General features: G+C 55.4%; 30 protein-coding genes. 29 read left to right on the plus strand and 1 reads right to left on the minus strand.

Features of this window, described 5'->3' with window-relative positions:
- The 10 genes from AAC622_RS00005 to rplP all read left to right on the plus strand — a co-directional run.
- The coding region (locus AAC622_RS00005) for an EF-Tu C-terminal domain-related protein (protein WP_340261355.1) at positions 1-77 on the plus strand (77 nt) is incomplete at its 5' end.
- Between the two features lie 145 nt (positions 78-222).
- The gene (gene rpsJ / locus AAC622_RS00010) at positions 223-531 is read left to right on the plus strand and encodes a 30S ribosomal protein S10 (RefSeq protein WP_010400227.1); all 309 of its coding nucleotides are present in this window, start codon (positions 223-225) and stop codon (positions 529-531) included.
- A 14-nt stretch (positions 532-545) separates the two neighbouring features.
- Complete coding sequence (gene rplC, locus AAC622_RS00015) at positions 546-1,289, plus strand: 50S ribosomal protein L3 (RefSeq protein WP_340259764.1); 744 nt, start codon at positions 546-548, stop codon at positions 1,287-1,289.
- Positions 1,289-1,909, plus strand: coding sequence for a 50S ribosomal protein L4 (gene rplD, locus AAC622_RS00020; protein ID WP_317657408.1), 621 nt, complete (start codon positions 1,289-1,291; stop codon positions 1,907-1,909). The genes rplC and rplD overlap by 1 nt, the downstream gene beginning before the upstream one ends.
- Positions 1,906-2,202, plus strand: coding sequence for a 50S ribosomal protein L23 (locus AAC622_RS00025; protein WP_317657409.1), 297 nt, complete (start codon positions 1,906-1,908; stop codon positions 2,200-2,202). The genes rplD and AAC622_RS00025 overlap by 4 nt, the downstream gene beginning before the upstream one ends.
- A 307-nt stretch (positions 2,203-2,509) precedes the next feature.
- Positions 2,510-3,352, plus strand: coding sequence for a 50S ribosomal protein L2 (rplB, locus tag AAC622_RS00030; protein WP_317657410.1), 843 nt, complete (start codon positions 2,510-2,512; stop codon positions 3,350-3,352).
- A gap of 3 nt (positions 3,353-3,355) precedes the next feature.
- Entirely contained in the window at positions 3,356-3,634 is a 279-nt protein-coding gene (rpsS, locus tag AAC622_RS00035) for a 30S ribosomal protein S19 (RefSeq protein ID WP_217777634.1), read from the plus strand.
- A 3-nt stretch (positions 3,635-3,637) separates the two neighbouring features.
- Positions 3,638-4,018, plus strand: a complete 381-nt coding sequence (rplV, locus tag AAC622_RS00040; RefSeq protein ID WP_317657411.1) for a 50S ribosomal protein L22 — start codon at positions 3,638-3,640, stop codon at positions 4,016-4,018.
- On the plus strand, positions 4,018-4,725 hold the full coding sequence (rpsC, locus tag AAC622_RS00045) for a 30S ribosomal protein S3 (protein WP_317657412.1): 708 nt from the start codon (positions 4,018-4,020) through the stop codon (positions 4,723-4,725). Before rplV ends, rpsC begins: the two co-directional genes overlap by 1 nt.
- Before the next feature lie 12 nt (positions 4,726-4,737).
- Entirely contained in the window at positions 4,738-5,151 is a 414-nt protein-coding gene (gene rplP / locus AAC622_RS00050) for a 50S ribosomal protein L16 (protein ID WP_317657413.1), read from the plus strand.
- A gap of 58 nt (positions 5,152-5,209) precedes the next feature.
- Here the strand turns inward: rplP and AAC622_RS00055 are convergent, their stop codons facing one another.
- The gene (locus AAC622_RS00055; protein ID WP_340259765.1) at positions 5,210-5,830 is read right to left on the minus strand and encodes a 2OG-Fe(II) oxygenase family protein; all 621 of its coding nucleotides are present in this window, start codon (positions 5,828-5,830) and stop codon (positions 5,210-5,212) included.
- 242 nt (positions 5,831-6,072) lie between these two features.
- Between AAC622_RS00055 and rpmC the strand changes: the two genes are divergently transcribed.
- From rpmC to AAC622_RS00150, 19 genes are all read left to right on the plus strand, one after another.
- Positions 6,073-6,282, plus strand: a complete 210-nt coding sequence (rpmC, locus tag AAC622_RS00060) for a 50S ribosomal protein L29 (protein ID WP_317657415.1) — start codon at positions 6,073-6,075, stop codon at positions 6,280-6,282.
- Complete coding sequence (gene rpsQ / locus AAC622_RS00065; protein WP_317657416.1) at positions 6,282-6,512, plus strand: 30S ribosomal protein S17; 231 nt, start codon at positions 6,282-6,284, stop codon at positions 6,510-6,512. The genes rpmC and rpsQ overlap by 1 nt, the downstream gene beginning before the upstream one ends.
- Before the next feature lie 75 nt (positions 6,513-6,587).
- Positions 6,588-6,956: a 50S ribosomal protein L14 gene (rplN, locus tag AAC622_RS00070; protein ID WP_005621870.1), complete on the plus strand. Its 369-nt coding sequence runs from the start codon at positions 6,588-6,590 to the stop codon at positions 6,954-6,956.
- 1 nt (position 6,957) lies between these two features.
- Positions 6,958-7,263 (plus strand): 50S ribosomal protein L24, encoded by a 306-nt coding sequence (gene rplX / locus AAC622_RS00075; RefSeq protein WP_340244637.1) that lies wholly within the window; start codon positions 6,958-6,960, stop codon positions 7,261-7,263.
- Entirely contained in the window at positions 7,263-7,826 is a 564-nt protein-coding gene (gene rplE, locus AAC622_RS00080; protein ID WP_317657418.1) for a 50S ribosomal protein L5, read from the plus strand. The genes rplX and rplE overlap by 1 nt, the downstream gene beginning before the upstream one ends.
- Before the next feature lie 21 nt (positions 7,827-7,847).
- Positions 7,848-8,153, plus strand: coding sequence for a 30S ribosomal protein S14 (gene rpsN / locus AAC622_RS00085; protein ID WP_340244635.1), 306 nt, complete (start codon positions 7,848-7,850; stop codon positions 8,151-8,153).
- A gap of 13 nt (positions 8,154-8,166) precedes the next feature.
- Entirely contained in the window at positions 8,167-8,559 is a 393-nt protein-coding gene (gene rpsH / locus AAC622_RS00090; protein ID WP_317657420.1) for a 30S ribosomal protein S8, read from the plus strand.
- Between the two features lie 13 nt (positions 8,560-8,572).
- The gene (gene rplF, locus AAC622_RS00095) at positions 8,573-9,106 is read left to right on the plus strand and encodes a 50S ribosomal protein L6 (RefSeq protein WP_340259766.1); all 534 of its coding nucleotides are present in this window, start codon (positions 8,573-8,575) and stop codon (positions 9,104-9,106) included.
- A gap of 11 nt (positions 9,107-9,117) precedes the next feature.
- Complete coding sequence (gene rplR / locus AAC622_RS00100) at positions 9,118-9,477, plus strand: 50S ribosomal protein L18 (protein WP_317657422.1); 360 nt, start codon at positions 9,118-9,120, stop codon at positions 9,475-9,477.
- A 120-nt stretch (positions 9,478-9,597) separates the two neighbouring features.
- Positions 9,598-10,161 carry a 30S ribosomal protein S5 gene (gene rpsE, locus AAC622_RS00105; RefSeq protein ID WP_317657423.1) on the plus strand — a complete coding sequence of 188 codons (564 nt, stop codon included), beginning with the start codon at positions 9,598-9,600 and terminating at the stop codon, positions 10,159-10,161.
- A gap of 12 nt (positions 10,162-10,173) precedes the next feature.
- Complete coding sequence (gene rpmD / locus AAC622_RS00110) at positions 10,174-10,362, plus strand: 50S ribosomal protein L30 (RefSeq protein ID WP_213675014.1); 189 nt, start codon at positions 10,174-10,176, stop codon at positions 10,360-10,362.
- A gap of 106 nt (positions 10,363-10,468) precedes the next feature.
- Positions 10,469-10,942, plus strand: a complete 474-nt coding sequence (gene rplO, locus AAC622_RS00115) for a 50S ribosomal protein L15 (RefSeq protein WP_340259767.1) — start codon at positions 10,469-10,471, stop codon at positions 10,940-10,942.
- Between the two features lie 129 nt (positions 10,943-11,071).
- The gene (gene secY / locus AAC622_RS00120) at positions 11,072-12,448 is read left to right on the plus strand and encodes a preprotein translocase subunit SecY (protein ID WP_340259768.1); all 1,377 of its coding nucleotides are present in this window, start codon (positions 11,072-11,074) and stop codon (positions 12,446-12,448) included.
- Positions 12,445-13,101, plus strand: a complete 657-nt coding sequence (locus tag AAC622_RS00125) for an adenylate kinase (RefSeq protein WP_340259769.1) — start codon at positions 12,445-12,447, stop codon at positions 13,099-13,101. Before secY ends, AAC622_RS00125 begins: the two co-directional genes overlap by 4 nt.
- Positions 13,102-13,279: 178 nt before the next feature.
- Positions 13,280-13,648, plus strand: coding sequence for a 30S ribosomal protein S13 (gene rpsM / locus AAC622_RS00130; protein ID WP_317657427.1), 369 nt, complete (start codon positions 13,280-13,282; stop codon positions 13,646-13,648).
- A gap of 14 nt (positions 13,649-13,662) precedes the next feature.
- The gene (rpsK, locus tag AAC622_RS00135) at positions 13,663-14,052 is read left to right on the plus strand and encodes a 30S ribosomal protein S11 (protein ID WP_213675009.1); all 390 of its coding nucleotides are present in this window, start codon (positions 13,663-13,665) and stop codon (positions 14,050-14,052) included.
- Between the two features lie 110 nt (positions 14,053-14,162).
- Positions 14,163-15,179, plus strand: coding sequence for a DNA-directed RNA polymerase subunit alpha (locus AAC622_RS00140; RefSeq protein ID WP_340259770.1), 1,017 nt, complete (start codon positions 14,163-14,165; stop codon positions 15,177-15,179).
- Between the two features lie 117 nt (positions 15,180-15,296).
- Positions 15,297-15,716, plus strand: a complete 420-nt coding sequence (gene rplQ / locus AAC622_RS00145) for a 50S ribosomal protein L17 (RefSeq protein WP_317657430.1) — start codon at positions 15,297-15,299, stop codon at positions 15,714-15,716.
- Positions 15,717-15,834: 118 nt separating this feature from the next.
- The gene (locus AAC622_RS00150) at positions 15,835-17,154 is read left to right on the plus strand and encodes a replication-associated recombination protein A (protein WP_340259771.1); all 1,320 of its coding nucleotides are present in this window, start codon (positions 15,835-15,837) and stop codon (positions 17,152-17,154) included.
- The last annotated feature ends 1 nt before the right edge of the window (position 17,155 follow it).

Consider the following 17,155-nt stretch of genomic DNA (forward strand, 5'->3'; position numbering starts at 1 on the left):
AAGATGGTCTGCGCTTCGCCATCCGCGAAGGCGGCCGCACAGTCGGCGCAGGCGTGGTCTCCAAAATCATCGCTTAAGATTTGAGATTGGCACGCGGGGGAAACCCCGCGTGCCATCTTCACCCGCTGGGTGCAATTTCGCACCCAAATTGAAACCGGTTCGACGAGGAAATGTGGTGACACATTGCCCTCCTCTCAATCGTAAAGGATCAGAGTAATGGCCATTCAAAGCCAAAACATCCGTATCCGCCTCAAGGCGTTTGATTACCGCGTTCTGGATGCCAGCACGCAGGAAATCGTGAACACCGCCAAGCGGACGGGTGCACAGGTGCGCGGGCCTATCCCGCTGCCAAACAAGATCGAAAAATTCACTGTTCTGCGTGGGCCTCACATCGACAAGAAGAGCCGCGACCAGTGGGAAATTCGCACCCACAAGCGTCTGTTGGATATTGTTGATCCAACACCACAGACTGTGGACGCATTGATGAAGCTCGACCTCGCCGCTGGCGTGGATGTCGAGATCAAGGTCTAAGGGGGGCATCGGATATGTTGCGCTCTGGAGTGATCGCTAAAAAATTGGGTATGACCCGCCTGTTCATGGAAGATGGTCGTCAGATCCCTGTGACTGTTTTGCAATTGGATGGTCTTCAGGTTGTGGCACAGCGCACCACTGACAAAGATGGCTACACTGCCATCCAGCTCGGTGCAGGTTCCGCAAAAGCAAAGCGCGTTTCGGCGCCAATGCGCGGCCATTTCGCCGCTGCAAAGGTTGAGCCTAAGCGTAAGCTTGCGGAATTCCGTGTTGACCCTGAGAATTTGGTGGCCGTTGGTGAAGAAATCACCGCAGACCATTATTTCGAAGGTCAATTCGTTGACGTGTCTGGCACCTCGACCGGTAAAGGTTTCGCGGGTGCGATGAAGCGCCATAACTTCGGCGGTTTGCGTGCGTCTCACGGCGTTTCGATCAGCCACCGTTCGCATGGTTCGACAGGTCAGTGTCAAGATCCTGGTCGCGTGTTTAAGGGCAAGAAAATGGCAGGCCATTTGGGCTCGGTGCGCGTCACCACTCAAAACCTGCAAGTTGTTCGCACCGATGCAGATCGTGGCCTGATCATGGTCAAAGGCGCTGTTCCTGGCACCAAAGGTGGTTGGGTGACCATCAAAGATGCGGTGAAAAAGCCATTCCCTGAGAATGCTGTTTTGCCTGCTGCTTTGAAATCCGCCGCCGCAGCTGCGCCTGCAACCGAGGCCCCCGCAGAGGACGCCCCCGCCGAGGGAGGTGAAGCATAATGAAACTTGACGTCATTAAATTGGACGGTGGCAAAGCGGGATCAGTTGATCTTGGCGATGACATTTTTGGTCTTGAGCCCCGTGCTGACATCCTGCACCGCGTTGTCCGTTGGCAGCGTAACAAGGCGCAGGCAGGCACGCACAAGGTTAAAACTCGTTCTGAAGTCAGCTATTCGACCAAGAAGATCTATCGCCAAAAGGGCACTGGTGGCGCGCGCCACGGGTCTCGTAAGGCGCCGATCTTCCGTAAGGGTGGCATTTACAAAGGCCCAACCCCACGCAGCCATGCGCACGAGCTTCCTAAGAAGTTTCGTAAGCTTGGTCTGAAGCACGCTTTGTCTGCCAAAGTGGCGGCAGGCGAGTTGGTGATCATCGAAGCAGCGGCCATGGCCGAGGCGAAAACCGCACAATTGGCCAAGCAGGTGAAGAACCTTGGTTGGAAGCGTGCCTTGATCATTGACGGTGCAACGGTTGATGCGAACTTCGCCCAAGCGGCGCGCAACATCGAGGGTCTCGATGTGCTGCCATCCATGGGCGCGAATGTCTATGACATCCTCAAGCGCGACACTCTGGTGTTGACGAAGGCGGGTGTCGAAGCACTGGAGGCTCGCCTAAAATGAGCACGAAGCCAGAACATTATGACGTGATCCGCCGCCCGATCATCACGGAAAAAGCCACTATGGCCTCCGAGAACAATGCGGTTGTGTTCGAAGTTGCGATTGATGCGAATAAACCCCAGATCAAGGAGGCTGTTGAAAGCCTGTTTGGTGTGAAGGTGAAAGCGGTCAATACAACTGTCACCAAAGGCAAGAACAAGCGTTTCCGTGGCATCGCGGGCACCCGTAAGGATGTCAAGAAGGCCTATGTAACGCTCGAAGAAGGCAACACAATCGACGTGGCCACAGGTCTTTGATCTGTCCCACGTTCGGGCGTTTTGCCTGATCTGACCTCAGCGAGGCCCCGACTGCGGATGCGGTTGGGGCCTTGTTCATCGCAAAGGCGGCTACACAGTCGGGAAGGGGCCTTGACCTTAGGGCTTCACTTTCCTACACAGCGCCATCGCGATAGCCCCAGATTCGTCTGGGGCTTTCCTGTTGTTCGCATGAACGACATTTCACTGGGACCTTCGGGGCCCTTATTTATCGGTCACCCAATTCGGGGGACTTACAACATAGGTGGGTTTTTAATTACCTGCCGTTAGCAAACGGAAGACAGAAAGCATGGCACTTAAGTCGTATAAGCCGACGACGCCGGGCCAGCGCGGGCTGGTGCTGATCGACCGTTCGGAGCTGTGGAAAGGACGTCCTGTCAAATCCTTGACTGAGGGTTTGACGAAAAAGGGCGGTCGGAACAATACCGGACGGATTACCGCACGCCGCCGCGGTGGTGGCGCGAAGCGTCTATATCGTATCGTGGATTTCAAGCGTCGTAAATTTGACGTCACAGCCACGGTTGAACGGATCGAATACGATCCTAACCGCACCGCCTTCATCGCGTTGATCCGCTACAGCGATGGCGAGCAGGCCTATATCCTAGCGCCACAGCGTTTGGCTGTTGGGGATGCGGTTGTCGCCTCTGCAAAAGCAGATATTAAGCCCGGTAACGCAATGCCATTTTCGGGCATGCCCATCGGGACAATCGTTCACAATATCGAATTGAAGCCCGGTAAAGGTGGCCAAATCGCACGCGCGGCGGGCACGTATGCCCAGTTCGTTGGTCGTGACGGTGGCTATGCTCAGATCCGCCTCTCTTCTGGTGAATTGCGTCTGGTGCGTCAGGAATGCATGGCAACCATTGGTGCCGTGTCAAACCCTGACAACTCGAACCAAAACCTTGGTAAAGCGGGCCGCGTCCGCCACATGGGCAAGCGCCCAAGCGTCCGTGGTGTTGCGATGAACCCAATCGATCACCCACATGGTGGTGGTGAAGGCCGCACATCTGGTGGCCGTACGCCAGTTACCCCATGGGGTAAGGATACCAAGGGCACACGCACCCGCAACAAGAACAAGGCATCGCAGAAGCTGATTATCCGCTCGCGTCATGCCAAGAAGAAAGGGCGTTAATAGATGAGCCGTTCTGTATGGAAAGGCCCTTTTGTCGACGCATACGTCCTCAAGAAGGCAGAAAAAGCGCGGGAGTCTGGGCGCAACGAAGTGATCAAAATCTGGTCGCGCCGTTCAACCATCCTGCCGCAATTCGTTGGCCTCACCTTTGGTGTCTATAACGGGCAAAAGCACATCCCCGTGAACGTCACTGAAGACATGATCGGTCAGAAATTCGGTGAATATTCTCCAACGCGCACCTATTACGGGCACGCTGCGGATAAGAAAGCGAAAAGGAAGTAAGCCATGGGCAAGGATAAGAATCCCCGCCGCGTGGCGGACAATGAAGCGATGGCAAAACTGCGCATGTTGCGCACAAGCCCGCAGAAATTGAACCTCGTCGCGCAAATGATCCGTGGGAAGAAAGTTGACAAGGCTTTGACCGCGTTGACCTTTTCCAACAAGCGCATCGCGATTGACGTGAAGAAATGCCTTCAGTCTGCCATTGCGAATGCTGAAAACAACCACAGCCTTGATGTGGATGAATTGGTCGTTGCCGAAGCATATGTTGGTAAGAACCTGATCATGAAGCGTGGTCGTCCACGTGCCCGTGGTCGGTTTGGCCGCATCCACAAGCCGTTCTCTGAACTAACCATCAAGGTTCGCCAGGTCGAGGAGCAAGCGTAATGGGTCATAAGGTAAATCCAATTGGCATGCGCCTGCAGGTCAACCGCACTTGGGACAGCCGCTGGTATGCGGACACCAAGGATTACGGCAACCTGTTGCTCGAAGATCTGCGTATGCGTGAATTCGTGGCGAAAGAGTGCAAGCAAGCTGGTGTCTCCAAAGTCATCATCGAGCGTCCGCACCGCAAGTGCCGCGTCACCATCCACACCGCTCGCCCTGGTGTTATCATCGGGAAAAAAGGTGCGGATATTGAAGGCCTGCGCAAAAAGCTGGCCGCAATGACCGACAGCGAATTGCACCTCAACATCGTTGAAGTGCGCAAGCCAGAAGTTGATGCGGCATTGGTGGCAGAGTCCATCGCTCAGCAGCTTGAGCGCCGCGTTTCGTTCCGCCGCGCAATGAAGCGCGCCGTGCAGAACGCGATGCGCATGGGTGCCTTGGGTATCCGTGTTAACGTGGCTGGTCGCTTGGGTGGTGCTGAAATCGCCCGCACCGAATGGTATCGTGAGGGCCGCGTGCCGCTTCACACATTGCGCGCAGACATTGACTACGCGCATGCAGAAGCGTCCACACCTTACGGGATCATTGGGATCAAGGTCTGGATCTTCAAGGGTGAAATCCTTGAGCATGATCCATCGGCGCGTGATCGCCGTTTGGCCGAAATGCAGGATAGCGGTGGGGCACCACGCCCGCGCCGTGATCGCTGAGGAGTTTGACAGATGCTGCAACCAAAGCGCACAAAATTCCGCAAGATGCACAAAGGCCGCATCAAGGGTGAAGCAAAAGGTGGGTCTGACCTGAACTTTGGCACCTTTGGCCTGAAAGCCCTTCAGCCTGAGCGCGTTACCGCGCGCCAGATCGAAGCTGCCCGCCGCGCCCTGACACGCCACATGAAACGTCAAGGTCGTGTATGGATCCGCATCTTCCCTGACACCCCTGTAACTTCGAAACCAACCGAAGTGCGTATGGGTAAAGGTAAAGGTTCGGTCGATTACTGGGCATGCAAGGTCAAACCAGGCCGCGTTATGTTTGAGATTGACGGCGTTAACGAAGAAATCGCACGCGAGGCGCTGCGCCTTGCCGCGATGAAGCTGCCAATCAAAACACGCACCGTGGCACGCGAAGACTGGTAATTTCAGTTTCGTTTGTGAAAATCAAAACCCCCGCAGAGCAATCTGCGGGGGTTTTTCTTTAGTCCCAACGATAATTAAAGCTGACGCTGATCCGCTCATCCTCGGCCATATTCATCGGCACCTCATGGCGCAACCAGCTTTCCCATAGCAGCACATCACCGACATTCGGCTTTACATAGATAAAGGGCTGTAATTCTGCGCGTGCGGTCTTGGCCCGCGTTGGGGCCGCCATCATGCGCGACAGGCGCGGGTCTTCCAGTTTCAACGCCGATGCACCTTCGGGCATTGCAACATAGGTCGTCCCCGAAATCACCGAATGCGGATGAATATGCGAGCTATGCGTGCCGCCTTCGGGCAGGATGTTGATCCATAAATCCTCAAGAACCAAAGCGCGGCCATCCAGATCGAATTCCAAATCCTTGACGAATTCAGCGACATGATGATCGAGAATTTTCACCAAATCCGCAAAGATCGGAAAGCGCCAAGGCAGATCGGTGAGCGAGGCATAGGACGTATATCCAGGATATCCGTTTTCCTCGCACCATGTTTGACCTGCTTCGTCATCTTCTGCGATAACCAGGCAAGATTGCTCTAACTCGGCCAAATCAAGGTGAGGGGCTGCCTCGTGCAGATTGCCGTGATAGAGGAGTGTGACGAATAAGGATGATATCTGTGCCATAGGCCTTCCTTAGATCAAGATGCGCCAAGCCGCGCGGAACGGATGACGGAACCATAGCCTAGGTCTAGGTGCGGGGCGAGGGCAGACCACAACCGCCTTTGAAAAACGCGGATAAATTCCCCCGTGGGGTTGCCATATGCCCAAGATGCGCGTATGTGCCGCCGTTATCCACCTACTCCAACGGAATCAGGGTGACGCTTTTTGCGGCCCTCCGTTGATTGTTGAAAAGGAAGACCAACGCGATGAACGCGCAAGACCTACGTGATAAAACGCCTGACCAGCTGCGTGATCAGCTTGTTCAGTTGAAGAAGGAAGCGTTTAACCTGCGCTTCCAACAGGCCACTGGCCAATTGGAAAACACCGCCCGTATGCGCCAAGTGCGCCGTGACGTGGCCCGTGTGAACACGATTCTATCTCAGAAGGCAGCAGCAGCCGCAGGGGAGGCCAACTAATGCCCAAACGTATCCTGCAAGGTGTTGTCACCTCTGATCAGAATGAACAAACCGTCACCGTGTCTGTAGAGCGCCGCTTTACGCACCCAGTGATGAAGAAGACGGTTCGTAAGTCCAAGAAGTATCGGGCCCACGATCCGCAGAACCAATTCAAAGTTGGCGATATCGTCCGCATTCAGGAATGTGCGCCAATTTCGAAGTCGAAACGCTGGGAAGTCATCGCAAACTAAGCGCTGATTTTCAGTTTAACGAAACCCTGGGGGTAATGTCCGCATCGGCGCCCCCAAAGGTCGGGAGATACCACTATGATCCAGATGCAGACCAATCTGGATGTAGCTGACAACTCTGGCGCTCGCCGAGTTCAGTGCATCAAGGTTCTGGGTGGATCCAAGCGGAAATATGCCTCGGTGGGTGACATCATCGTGGTCTCCGTTAAGGAAGCCATCCCACGCGGTCGTGTAAAGAAGGGCGATGTCCGTAAGGCCGTTGTCGTGCGCACCGCAAAAGAAGTTCGCCGCGAAGATGGCACAGCCATCCGTTTCGACCGCAATGCGGCCGTGATCCTCAACAACAACAACGAGCCTGTTGGCACCCGTATCTTCGGGCCAGTTGTGCGTGAGTTGCGTGCGAAGAACTTCATGAAGATCATCTCGCTCGCTCCGGAGGTGCTGTAATATGGCTGCCAAGTTGAAAAAGGGCGACAAGGTCGTCGTGCTTGCTGGCAAGGATAAGGGCAAAGAGGGTGAAATCTCTGCCGTTATGCCAAAGGCCAACAAGGCCATCGTGGACGGCGTGAACATCGCCATCCGTCACACCCGCCAATCTGCACAGGGCCAAGGCGGCCGCCTTCCAAAGGCGATGCCAATTGACCTGTCCAATCTGGCGCTTCTGGACAAAAACGGCAAACCCACCCGTGTTGGCTTCAAGGTTGAAGACGGTAAGAAGGTGCGTATCGCCAAAACCACGGGGGAGGCCATCTAATGCTTGATACGGCAAACTATACCCCACGCCTGAAGGCGGCTTTTGCTTCGACTGTTCGCCCTGCGATGAAGGAAGAGTTCGGCTATAAGAACGATATGCAAATCCCACGTTTGGATAAGATCGTTCTGAACATCGGCGCAGGCGCCGAAGCCGTGCGTGACAGTAAAAAAGTCAAATCCGCTCAGGAAGACCTCAGCGCGATTGCAGGCCAGCAGGCCGTTGTGACCAAGGCAAAGAAATCCATCGCGGGCTTCCGTGTTCGCGAAGATATGCCTCTTGGCGCAAAGGTTACCCTGCGCGGCGACCGCATGTATGAATTCCTTGATCGTCTGATCACTGTGGCTATGCCGCGCATCCGCGACTTCCGCGGCGTGTCTGGCAAGTCCTTTGACGGCCGTGGCAACTACGCCATGGGCATCAAAGAACATATCGTTTTCCCTGAAATCAACTTCGACAAGGTCGATGAGGTTTGGGGAATGGACATTATCATTTGCACCACCGCGAAAACTGACGCGGAAGCCAAGGCGCTGTTGAAGCATTTCAACATGCCCTTCAATTCGTGATCGCGGGAGGAGAGTAGAACAATGGCAAAGAAGTCCATGGTTGCACGCGAAGTTAAGCGCCAAAAGCTTGTTGCGAAATACGCAACAAAGCGTGCCGCGCTGAAAGAAATCGCGAATGATGAATCGAAGCCGATGGAAGAGCGTTTTAAAGCTCGTCTGAAACTGGCAGAGCTGCCACGTAACAGCTCCGCCACTCGTCTTCATAACCGTTGCCAGCTCACGGGGCGCCCAAAGGCCTATTACCGTAAGCTGAAAGTCTCGCGTATCATGCTGCGTGAATTGGCCTCGAACGGCCAAATCCCCGGCATGGTTAAGTCGAGCTGGTAAGGAGGTCTGACAGATGAATGATCCTCTTGGTGATATGCTGACCCGCATCCGCAATGCGCAGATGCGTGGCAAGTCCACAGTCGTGACGCCCGCTTCCAAGCTGCGTGCTTGGGTCTTGGATGTATTGGCCGATGAAGGCTATATCCGCGGCTACGAGCGCACCTCTGATGCCGCAGGGCATCCTGCGCTGGAAATCAGCCTGAAATACTATGAAGGCAGCCCCGTGATCCGCGAGATTAAGCGCGTATCCACCCCCGGTCGTCGTGTTTACATGAACGTGCAGGATATTCCGCAGGTTCGGCAAGGTCTTGGTGTTTCCATCGTCTCCACCTCCAAAGGTGTGATGTCCGATGCGAATGCACGTCAGGCCAATGTCGGCGGCGAAGTTCTCTGCACCGTATTCTAAGGAGGCCTGAAGCATGTCTCGTATTGGGAAAAAACCGGTCGGACTGCCTGGTGGTGTAACAGCCACTGTGTCGGGCCAGACGATCGAGGTGAAGGGGCCAAAAGGCACCCGTAGCTTTACCGCCACCGATGATGTCACAATCGCAGTCAATGACAACGCGGTTGATGTGACACCACGCGGCAAGTCCAAGCGTGCGCTCCAGCAATGGGGTATGAGCCGTTCGATGGTTCAGAACCTCGTCACTGGCGTGACGGATGGCTTCAAGAAAGAGCTGGAGATCACAGGTGTGGGTTATCGCGCCGCTATCCAAGGCAATGTTCTGAAACTGTCCTTGGGTTATAGCCACGATGTGGATTTCCAAGTGCCACAAGGTGTGACGGTGACAACACCAAAGCCAACCGAAGTGGTGATCGAAGGGATTGATCAGCAATTGGTCGGTCAGGTTGCAGCAAACATTCGCGAATGGCGTGCGCCCGAGCCCTATAAGGGCAAGGGGATCCGCTATAAGGGCGAATATATCTTCCGCAAGGAAGGTAAGAAGAAGTAAGGGCGACGAAGATGGCAAACAGCAAACGAGAACTGTTCCTCAAGCGCCGCCTGCGCGTTCGGAACAAGCTGCGGAAAATGGCAGACGGGCGTGCGCGCCTCTCTGTTCACCGCTCGAACAAGAATATCAGCGTTCAGTTGATCGACGATGTAAAAGGCGTGACTTTGGCCTCGGCATCTTCGCTCGAAAAAGATCTGGGCGTTGTTGGCAAGAACAATGTCGAAGCGGCCGCAAAAGTGGGCGCAGCGATTGCAGACCGTGCAAAGAAAGCAGGCGTGTCGGAATGCTATTTCGACCGTGGCGGTTTCTTGTTCCACGGCCGCGTCAAAGCTTTGGCTGACGCAGCCCGCGAAGGTGGTTTGAAGTTCTAATCCATGTAGGCGGCGCGCAAGTGCCGCCTCGATGATCGGGGAGAGGGCCTTTCATGTGCCCCTCACTGCGATTGACCAAAACAGGCGCGCGGGATGCGCCAGAACTGAAGGATGCCAAACATGGCAGAACGTGAACAACGTCGGGGCCGTCGCCGCGAAGAGCGCGAAGAAACCCCAGAATTCGCCGACCGTCTGGTCGCAATCAACCGCGTATCGAAGACCGTAAAAGGTGGTAAGCGTTTCGGCTTTGCCGCTCTGGTGGTTGTCGGTGACCAGCGTGGTCGTGTGGGCTTTGGCAAAGGAAAAGCCAAAGAAGTGCCTGAAGCGATCCGTAAGGCAACCGAACAAGCCAAGCGCAACCTGATTCGCGTGCCTCTGCGCGAAGGCCGAACCCTGCACCACGATGCGCAGGGCCGTCATGGCGCAGGCAATGTTGTGATGCGCACCGCCCCTGAGGGGACGGGGATCATCGCGGGTGGTCCAATGCGCGCCGTGTTCGAGATGCTTGGCATCAAGGACGTTGTTGCGAAATCATTGGGCTCGCAGAACCCTTATAACATGATCCGCGCAACCCTTGATGGTCTGCGTCAGGAAAGCTCGCCTCGTCAGGTGGCTGCGCGCCGCGGCAAGAAAGTTGCCGACATCCTGCGCAAGCCCGAAGCCGAAGTTGCGGCAGACGCCTGAGGAGAGTGAGCAATGGCTAAAACTATCGTTGTAAAACAGATCGGCTCGCCGATCCGCCGCCCTCAAGACCAGCGCGCAACGCTGATTGGTTTGGGTTTGAACAAGATGCACAAAACCCGCGAGTTGGAAGATACCCCTTCCGTGCGTGGCATGATCAACAAGATCCCGCATCTGGTAGAAATCATTGAGGAGCGCGGTTAATCCGCGCCCTTAATCCTGCCCCAGCTTTCTGGGGCGCTTTTGATCATTGTGCCGCGTTTGCCGCCACGGTCGCTCGGGTGGTAATTCCGGCTAAAGGAGTAGCGACATGAAACTGAATGAATTGCGCGATAACCCAGGTGCAACCAAGAAAGCCAAGCGAATTGGCCGTGGCCCTGGTTCTGGCAAAGGTAAAATGGGTGGCCGTGGTATCAAAGGTCAGAAATCCCGTTCGGGTGTGGCCATCAACGCCTATGAAGGCGGTCAGATGCCCCTCTATCAGCGCCTTCCAAAGCGTGGCTTCAACAAGCCAAACCGCAAAGAATTCGCTGTCATTAATTTGGGCCTGATCGAGAAATTCCTCGAGGCGGGCAAATTGGACGCAAAAGCAGAAATCACCGAAGATGCATTGGTTGCATCGGGCTTGGTGCGCCGCAAGTTGGACGGCATCCGCGTTTTGGCCAAAGGTGATATCTCGAAGAAAGTAACGATCACTGTCACAGGTGCTTCCAAAGCAGCGGTTGAAGCTGTTGAAAAAGCAGGTGGCAAGCTCAACGTAGCGGCATCAGCAGCGGCAGAGTAATCTGCCGCAGGCTTTCGACCAAGATGAGCCTTGAGACTTGCGGCTGAGCCGCATACATCAAGGGCAGGGTTTATCGCGCCGCAAGATCGCAAGCTCGGTCTTGCGGCGCAATATATGATGAGGGGCGGTATGGCTTCAGCAGCTGAACAAATGGCGGCTAATCTGAGTTGGAAGTCGTTTGGCAAAGCGTCCGAATTGCGCCAGCGCATTTGGTTCACGCTTGGTCTTTTGATCATTTATCGGATCGGCACCTATATTCCTGTTCCAGGGATTGACGGGCAAGAGTTGCGCAATTTCTTTGACGCGGCCTCTGCAGGTCTGGGCGGTGTTTTGAACATGTTCACAGGCGGCGCCCTAAGCCGCATGGGTGTGTTCGCATTGGGGATCATGCCCTATATTTCAGCCTCGATCATTGTGCAGCTGATGACCTCGATGGTGCCTGCCTTGGAGCAGTTGAAGAAAGAGGGCGAACAGGGCCGTAAGAAAATCAACCAATATACGCGCTACGGCACGGTCGCCTTGGCAACCGCGCAGGCCTATGGTTTGGCTGTCAGCATGGAGTCGGGCGGTCTTGCCTCGGACCCGGGTTGGTATTTCCGCGCGGCCTGTGTGATCACCCTTGTGGGCGGGACGATGTTCCTGATGTGGCTTGGCGAGCAGATTACGCAGCGCGGCATCGGTAACGGCATTTCTCTGATCATCTTTGTTGGTATCATCGCAGAAATCCCTGCGGCTCTGGCGCAGTTTTTTGAACAGGGCCGTTCTGGTGCCTTGTCCACGCCTATGGTTTTGGGCGTGATTGTGATGTTGATCGCAACGCTGTTTTTCGTGGTGTTCATGGAACGCAGCCTGCGTAAGATCCACATCCAATACCCCCGCCGCCAAGTCGGCATGAAGGTCTATGATGGCGGCAGCAGTCATTTGCCGATCAAAGTTAACCCTGCGGGCGTGATCCCAGCGATCTTCGCATCATCCTTGTTGTTGTTGCCAACAACCATGACGACCTTTTCGGGCAGTGAGGCGTCAGGGCCAGTTCTGTCATGGATCCTTGCAAATTTTGGCCCCGGTCAGCCCCTCTATCTGCTGTTCTTTGCAGGTATGCTGATTTTCTTCACCTATTTCTACACGCTGAATGTGGCCTTTAAGACCGATGATGTGGCGGACAATCTAAAAAACCAAAATGGGTTTATTCCGGGCATCCGTCCTGGTCAGCGCACTTCGGAATATTTGGAATATGTGGTGAACCGTGTTCTCGTGCTTGGTGCAGGGTATTTGACCTTGGTCGCCCTCCTGCCCGAGATTGTGCGCTCGAACTTGTCAATCACGGCTTATTTCGGCGGCACATCCATTTTGATCATCGTCTCGGTCGGCATGGACACGGTGCAGCAGATCCAATCGCATTTGCTGGCCCATCAATACGAGGGCTTGCTTGAGCGATCTCAACTGCGTGGCCGCAAAGGGACGGGCGCGGGGCGTGCCAAGCGCCGCACGCCACAGCGCAAATGACCGCGATTATTCTTCTCGGCCCCCCAGGTGCGGGTAAGGGAACCCAAGCGCGCCTCTTGGTTGAGGCGCGTGGCATGGTTCAGCTTTCCACCGGGGATATGTTGCGCGAGGCGCAGGCCTCTGGCACGGAAATGGGCAAACGGGTCGCCGATGTGATGGCCCGTGGTGAATTGGTGACGGATGAGATTGTCATTGGCCTGATCCGCGAGAAACTAGATGCTGGCCCTGCTGGCGGCGTCATCTTTGACGGGTTTCCCCGCACCTTGGCACAGGCAGATGCGCTTGAGGCATTGCTGGCCGAGATGGGTCTTGCACTTGATGCCGTGATTGAAATGCGTGTGGATGATGAGGCTCTTGTGGCCCGGATCACGGCGCGCTCAACCTGCGGTGGTTGCGGTGAGGTGTATAATGACATCACCAAACCAATTCCTGCCGATGGCACCTGCAGCACCTGTGGCGGTACCGAGTTCAAGCGCCGCCCGGATGACAATGAAGACAGTCTGCGACAGCGCCTGATGGAATATTACAAAAAGACATCGCCGCTGATTGGCTACTACTATGCCAAGGGGCATTTGCAGGCGGTGGATGGTTTGGGCGAGATTGATGCGGTCGCAAGCGGCATCGCAGCCATATTGGATCAGCCCAAATCTTAACCCCTATCCCCTTGACGGGGGAAGGGAAAAAGCCTATGCGCAGGCTTCCCATTAAGGGAATCATCGGGCGGATGCCGCCCGATCAATCGAAAAAGGTCTTGCGGCTTTTTTGCGGCAAGACCTTTTGGTTGTGAAAAAAGGTTCTGGAGCTACGGAACCGCAACGAGAGGAAAGATAAGTGGCACGTATCGCAGGGGTCAACATCCCCACAGCCAAGCGCGTTCCTATTGCGCTGACATATATCACTGGCATTGGCCAATCATCTGCATATTCAATCTGCGAAGCCGTGGGGATCGACCCTGCGCGCCGCGTAAATGAATTGTCTGACGCCGAAGTCTTGAAAATTCGTGAACATATCGATGCGAATTTCACCGTAGAAGGTGACTTGCGCCGTGAAGTTCAGATGAACGTAAAGCGTTTGATGGATTTGGGGTGCTATCGTGGCCTCCGTCATCGCCGCAACCTGCCTGTGCGCGGTCAGCGCACCCACACCAACGCGCGAACCCGTAAGGGGCCTGCAAAGGCAATCGCGGGTAAGAAGAAGTAAGGGGAGGCAGATAAATGGCTCGTGACAAGACCCGCGTAAAACGCAAAGAACGTAAAAACATCGCCGCTGGTGTGGCGCATGTGAACAGCTCGTTCAACAACACAAAAATCCTGATCTCTGACGTGCAGGGCAATGCGATCGCTTGGTCGTCTGCTGGCACGATGGGGTTCAAGGGCAGCCGTAAATCCACCCCCTATGCCGCGCAGATGGCCGCAGAAGATGCGGGCCGCAAGGCACAGGAACATGGTGTGAAAACACTCGAAGTCGAAGTGCAGGGGCCAGGCTCTGGTCGTGAATCCGCACTTCGTGCTTTGGCCGCTGTTGGGTTCCAGATCACGTCTATTCGTGACGTGACCCCAATCGCGCACAATGGCTGCCGCCCGCCAAAGCGTCGCCGCGTGTGACAAGTGCGATTTTTCTTGGGTCGCGTGCGCGTCACGCGGCCTGAGTGGTTATTTGATCCTCGAGCGTCTCTGGCCTTGGATCGGTCAGCGACAGGAATGGAGGCTCCACAATGATCCATAAGAATTGGCAAGAACTGATCAAGCCAACCCAGCTGGTTGTAAACCCTGGCACCGACCCTGCGCGCAAGGCAACTGCGATTGCCGAGCCGCTTGAGCGTGGCTTTGGTCTGACGCTTGGCAACGCGCTGCGCCGCGTTTTGATGGGCTCGCTGCAAGGCGCGGCCATCACCTCTGTGCAGATCGATAACGTCTTGCACGAGTTTTCCTCGGTCGCCGGTGTGCGCGAGGATGTAACGGATATCGTTCTCAACCTCAAAGGCGTGGCCTTGCGAATGGAAGTTGAGGGGCCAAAGCGCCTTTCCGTGACCGCAAAAGGGCCTAAGGTTGTCACCGCAGGCGACATTTCCGAAAGCGCAGGTATCGAAGTTCTGAACAAGGATCACGTGATCTGTCACTTGGATGACGGCGCGGATTTCTTCATGGAACTGACGGTGAACACGGGCAAAGGCTATGTGTCTGCAGATAAGAACCGGCCGGAAGATGCGCCAATTGGTCTGATCCCGATTGACGCGATCTATTCGCCCGTCAAGAAAGTATCCTATGACGTGCAGCCGACCCGTGAAGGTCAGGTTCTCGATTACGACAAACTGACTGTCAAAGTGGAAACAGATGGCTCGGTCACCCCTGAGGATGCCTTGGCCTATGCTGCACGTATCTTGCAGGATCAATTGCAGATCTTCGTCAACTTTGACGAGCCAGAAGCCGCAGGTCGTCAGGATGATGATGATGATCTCGAATTCAACCCGTTGCTCCTCAAGAAGGTGGACGAGTTGGAATTGTCGGTTCGCTCTGCAAACTGCCTGAAGAATGACAACATCGTCTATATCGGTGATCTGATCCAGAAAACCGAAGCCGAGATGCTGCGCACGCCAAACTTTGGCCGCAAGTCCTTGAACGAGATCAAGGAAGTGCTGTCTGGTATGGGCCTGCATTTGGGTATGGATATCGTTGATTGGCCGCCAGACAATATCGAAGAGCTGGCTAAGAAATACGAAGACAATTTTTGATTTCGCAAGGGGCGCGCGTGATGCGCGCCTCTCGCACCCCCGGGCATCCCGCCCCAATAAGGAGAGAGACGCAACGCACGGCTCTCGGACAAAGCATGAAATGAAGGAGATTTAACCATGCGTCACGGATCTGGCTATCGCCGTCTGAACAGAACCCATGAACACCGCAAAGCGATGTTCTCGAACCTTGCTGGCTCATTGATTGAGCATGAGCAGATCAAAACCACCCTGCCTAAGGCGAAAGACCTGCGCCGTGTGGTTGAGAAGCTGATCACATTGGGCAAGCGCGGTGACTTGCACGCACGCCGTCAAGCGGCTGCTGCGTTGAAGCAAGACGCCCATGTAAAGAAATTGTTCGAAGTTCTCGGCCCCCGCTATGCGGAGCGTCAGGGCGGCTATGTGCGCGTTCTCAAGGCGGGTTTCCGCTATGGTGACATGGCGCCAATGGCCATCATCGAATTCGTGGATCGTGATCCCGAAGCAAAAGGTGCCGCAGATCGTGCGCGCCTTGCTGCAGAAGAAGCGGCTGCTGAATAAGCGCACCTCTTTTGCGAATAGTTTTGAAAACCCCTCGCGCCAATCGCGGGGGGTTTTCTTTTTGCGCGACCGCGCATGGGGGATTTTCCTCTGCCCCTGCAAAGGCTAGGCTTTGGCCATGAGTGATCTCTTTCAATCTGATCCAGACCCCTCCCCAAAGGCGCAGGCCATGCGCCCCTTGGCAGATCGTGTACGCCCGTCCGAGTTGAAGGATGTGATTGGTCAGCAGCATTTGCTAGGGCCTGAGGGCAGTTTGCGGTTGATGTTGGATGCCGGGGCGCTGTCCTCGTTGATTTTCTGGGGGCCACCTGGCGTGGGCAAGACCACGCTTGCACGGCTTTTGGCGCGAGAGACGGATTTCCAGTTTGAACAGATCAGCGCGATTTTTTCAGGCGTGGCGGAGCTGCGCAAAACATTCGATGCCGCAAAGCTGCGCCGCAAAGCGGGGCAGGGCACGCTTTTATTCGTGGATGAAATCCACCGCTTTAACAAAGCCCAACAAGATAGTTTTTTGCCCCTGATGGAGGATGGCACAATCTTGTTAGTGGGAGCCACGACCGAGAACCCCAGTTTTGAGATCAATTCCGCTGTGCTGTCTCGCGCGCAGGTTCTCACCTTGAACCGTCTTAGCGAGGACGACCTGCGCGCCCTTTTGGCACGGGCTGAGCGCGAATTGGCGCGCGATTTGGCCTTGCCTGAAGAAACTCAAGCAGCCCTCATTGCCATGGCCGATGGGGACGGGCGTGCCATGTTGAACCTCATCGAACAGGTGGCTGCATGGCCCGACCATGCGGGGGTGTCCGCGGCCACGCTCTCTGTGCGGCTACAGCGCCGCGCCGCGCAATATGACAAGTCGGGCGATGGCCATTACAACCTGATTTCTGCTTTGCACAAATCCATTCGCGGGTCTGATCCAGACGCGGCTCTCTATTGGTTCTCGCGCATGTTGGAGGGGGGCGAAGACCCTCGGTTCTTGGCGCGCCGTCTGACGCGTATGGCGGTTGAGGATATTGCCCTTGCTGACCCGCAGGCGCAGCAGGTCTGTTTGGCCGCGTGGCAAAGCTACGAGCGTTTGGGCTCGCCCGAGGGTGAGCTGGCCTTGGCCAATGCTGTGATCTATCTGGCCCTCGCGCCAAAATCGAATGCCGCCTATGTCGCCTATAAGGCCGCGCGTAAATTGGCGGCGCAGACAGGATCGCTTGCCCCGCCGAAGCATATCTTAAACGCCCCAACCAAGCTGATGAAAGAGCACGGCTATGGCGCAGGCTATGCCTATGATCACGATGCTGAAGATGGGTTTTCTGGGCAGAATTACTTTCCCGATACAATCACGCGCCCCAGTTTCTATGAACCTGTAGAGCGTGGGTTTGAGCGCGATCTTGGAAAGCGGGTAGCATATTTTGCGAAGCTTAGGCGCGACCGAAACCGCGATGAGTGAC

Source organism: Roseobacter sp. HKCCA0882 (genome assembly GCF_037805225.1).
Lineage (GTDB): Bacteria > Pseudomonadota > Alphaproteobacteria > Rhodobacterales > Rhodobacteraceae > M30B80.

Excerpts from the sequence above, each read along its gene's own strand:
- AAC622_RS00025 (WP_317657409.1), top strand. The coding sequence starts at position 1,906 with ATGAGCACGAAGCCAGAACATTATGACGTGATCCGCCGCCCGATCATC.
- rplR (WP_317657422.1), top strand. The coding sequence starts at position 9,118 with ATGGCAAACAGCAAACGAGAACTGTTCCTCAAGCGCCGCCTGCGCGTT.
- rpmD (WP_213675014.1), top strand. The coding sequence starts at position 10,174 with ATGGCTAAAACTATCGTTGTAAAACAGATCGGCTCGCCGATCCGCCGC.
- AAC622_RS00140 (WP_340259770.1), top strand. The coding sequence starts at position 14,163 with ATGATCCATAAGAATTGGCAAGAACTGATCAAGCCAACCCAGCTGGTT.
- rplN (WP_005621870.1), top strand. The coding sequence starts at position 6,588 with ATGATCCAGATGCAGACCAATCTGGATGTAGCTGACAACTCTGGCGCT.
- rplF (WP_340259766.1), top strand. The coding sequence starts at position 8,573 with ATGTCTCGTATTGGGAAAAAACCGGTCGGACTGCCTGGTGGTGTAACA.
- AAC622_RS00125 (WP_340259769.1), top strand. The coding sequence starts at position 12,445 with ATGACCGCGATTATTCTTCTCGGCCCCCCAGGTGCGGGTAAGGGAACC.
- rplO (WP_340259767.1), top strand. The coding sequence starts at position 10,469 with ATGAAACTGAATGAATTGCGCGATAACCCAGGTGCAACCAAGAAAGCC.
- rpsH (WP_317657420.1), top strand. The coding sequence starts at position 8,167 with ATGAATGATCCTCTTGGTGATATGCTGACCCGCATCCGCAATGCGCAG.
- rplD (WP_317657408.1), top strand. The coding sequence starts at position 1,289 with ATGAAACTTGACGTCATTAAATTGGACGGTGGCAAAGCGGGATCAGTT.
- rpsK (WP_213675009.1), top strand. The coding sequence starts at position 13,663 with ATGGCTCGTGACAAGACCCGCGTAAAACGCAAAGAACGTAAAAACATC.
- AAC622_RS00055 (WP_340259765.1), bottom strand. The coding sequence starts at position 5,830 with ATGGCACAGATATCATCCTTATTCGTCACACTCCTCTATCACGGCAAT.
- rpmC (WP_317657415.1), top strand. The coding sequence starts at position 6,073 with ATGAACGCGCAAGACCTACGTGATAAAACGCCTGACCAGCTGCGTGAT.
- AAC622_RS00150 (WP_340259771.1), top strand. The coding sequence starts at position 15,835 with ATGAGTGATCTCTTTCAATCTGATCCAGACCCCTCCCCAAAGGCGCAG.
- rplQ (WP_317657430.1), top strand. The coding sequence starts at position 15,297 with ATGCGTCACGGATCTGGCTATCGCCGTCTGAACAGAACCCATGAACAC.
- rpsE (WP_317657423.1), top strand. The coding sequence starts at position 9,598 with ATGGCAGAACGTGAACAACGTCGGGGCCGTCGCCGCGAAGAGCGCGAA.
- rpsN (WP_340244635.1), top strand. The coding sequence starts at position 7,848 with ATGGCAAAGAAGTCCATGGTTGCACGCGAAGTTAAGCGCCAAAAGCTT.
- secY (WP_340259768.1), top strand. The coding sequence starts at position 11,072 with ATGGCTTCAGCAGCTGAACAAATGGCGGCTAATCTGAGTTGGAAGTCG.
- rpsQ (WP_317657416.1), top strand. The coding sequence starts at position 6,282 with ATGCCCAAACGTATCCTGCAAGGTGTTGTCACCTCTGATCAGAATGAA.
- rplC (WP_340259764.1), top strand. The coding sequence starts at position 546 with ATGTTGCGCTCTGGAGTGATCGCTAAAAAATTGGGTATGACCCGCCTG.
- rplV (WP_317657411.1), top strand. The coding sequence starts at position 3,638 with ATGGGCAAGGATAAGAATCCCCGCCGCGTGGCGGACAATGAAGCGATG.
- rplE (WP_317657418.1), top strand. The coding sequence starts at position 7,263 with ATGCTTGATACGGCAAACTATACCCCACGCCTGAAGGCGGCTTTTGCT.
- rpsS (WP_217777634.1), top strand. The coding sequence starts at position 3,356 with ATGAGCCGTTCTGTATGGAAAGGCCCTTTTGTCGACGCATACGTCCTC.
- rpsC (WP_317657412.1), top strand. The coding sequence starts at position 4,018 with ATGGGTCATAAGGTAAATCCAATTGGCATGCGCCTGCAGGTCAACCGC.
- rplP (WP_317657413.1), top strand. The coding sequence starts at position 4,738 with ATGCTGCAACCAAAGCGCACAAAATTCCGCAAGATGCACAAAGGCCGC.
- rplX (WP_340244637.1), top strand. The coding sequence starts at position 6,958 with ATGGCTGCCAAGTTGAAAAAGGGCGACAAGGTCGTCGTGCTTGCTGGC.
- rplB (WP_317657410.1), top strand. The coding sequence starts at position 2,510 with ATGGCACTTAAGTCGTATAAGCCGACGACGCCGGGCCAGCGCGGGCTG.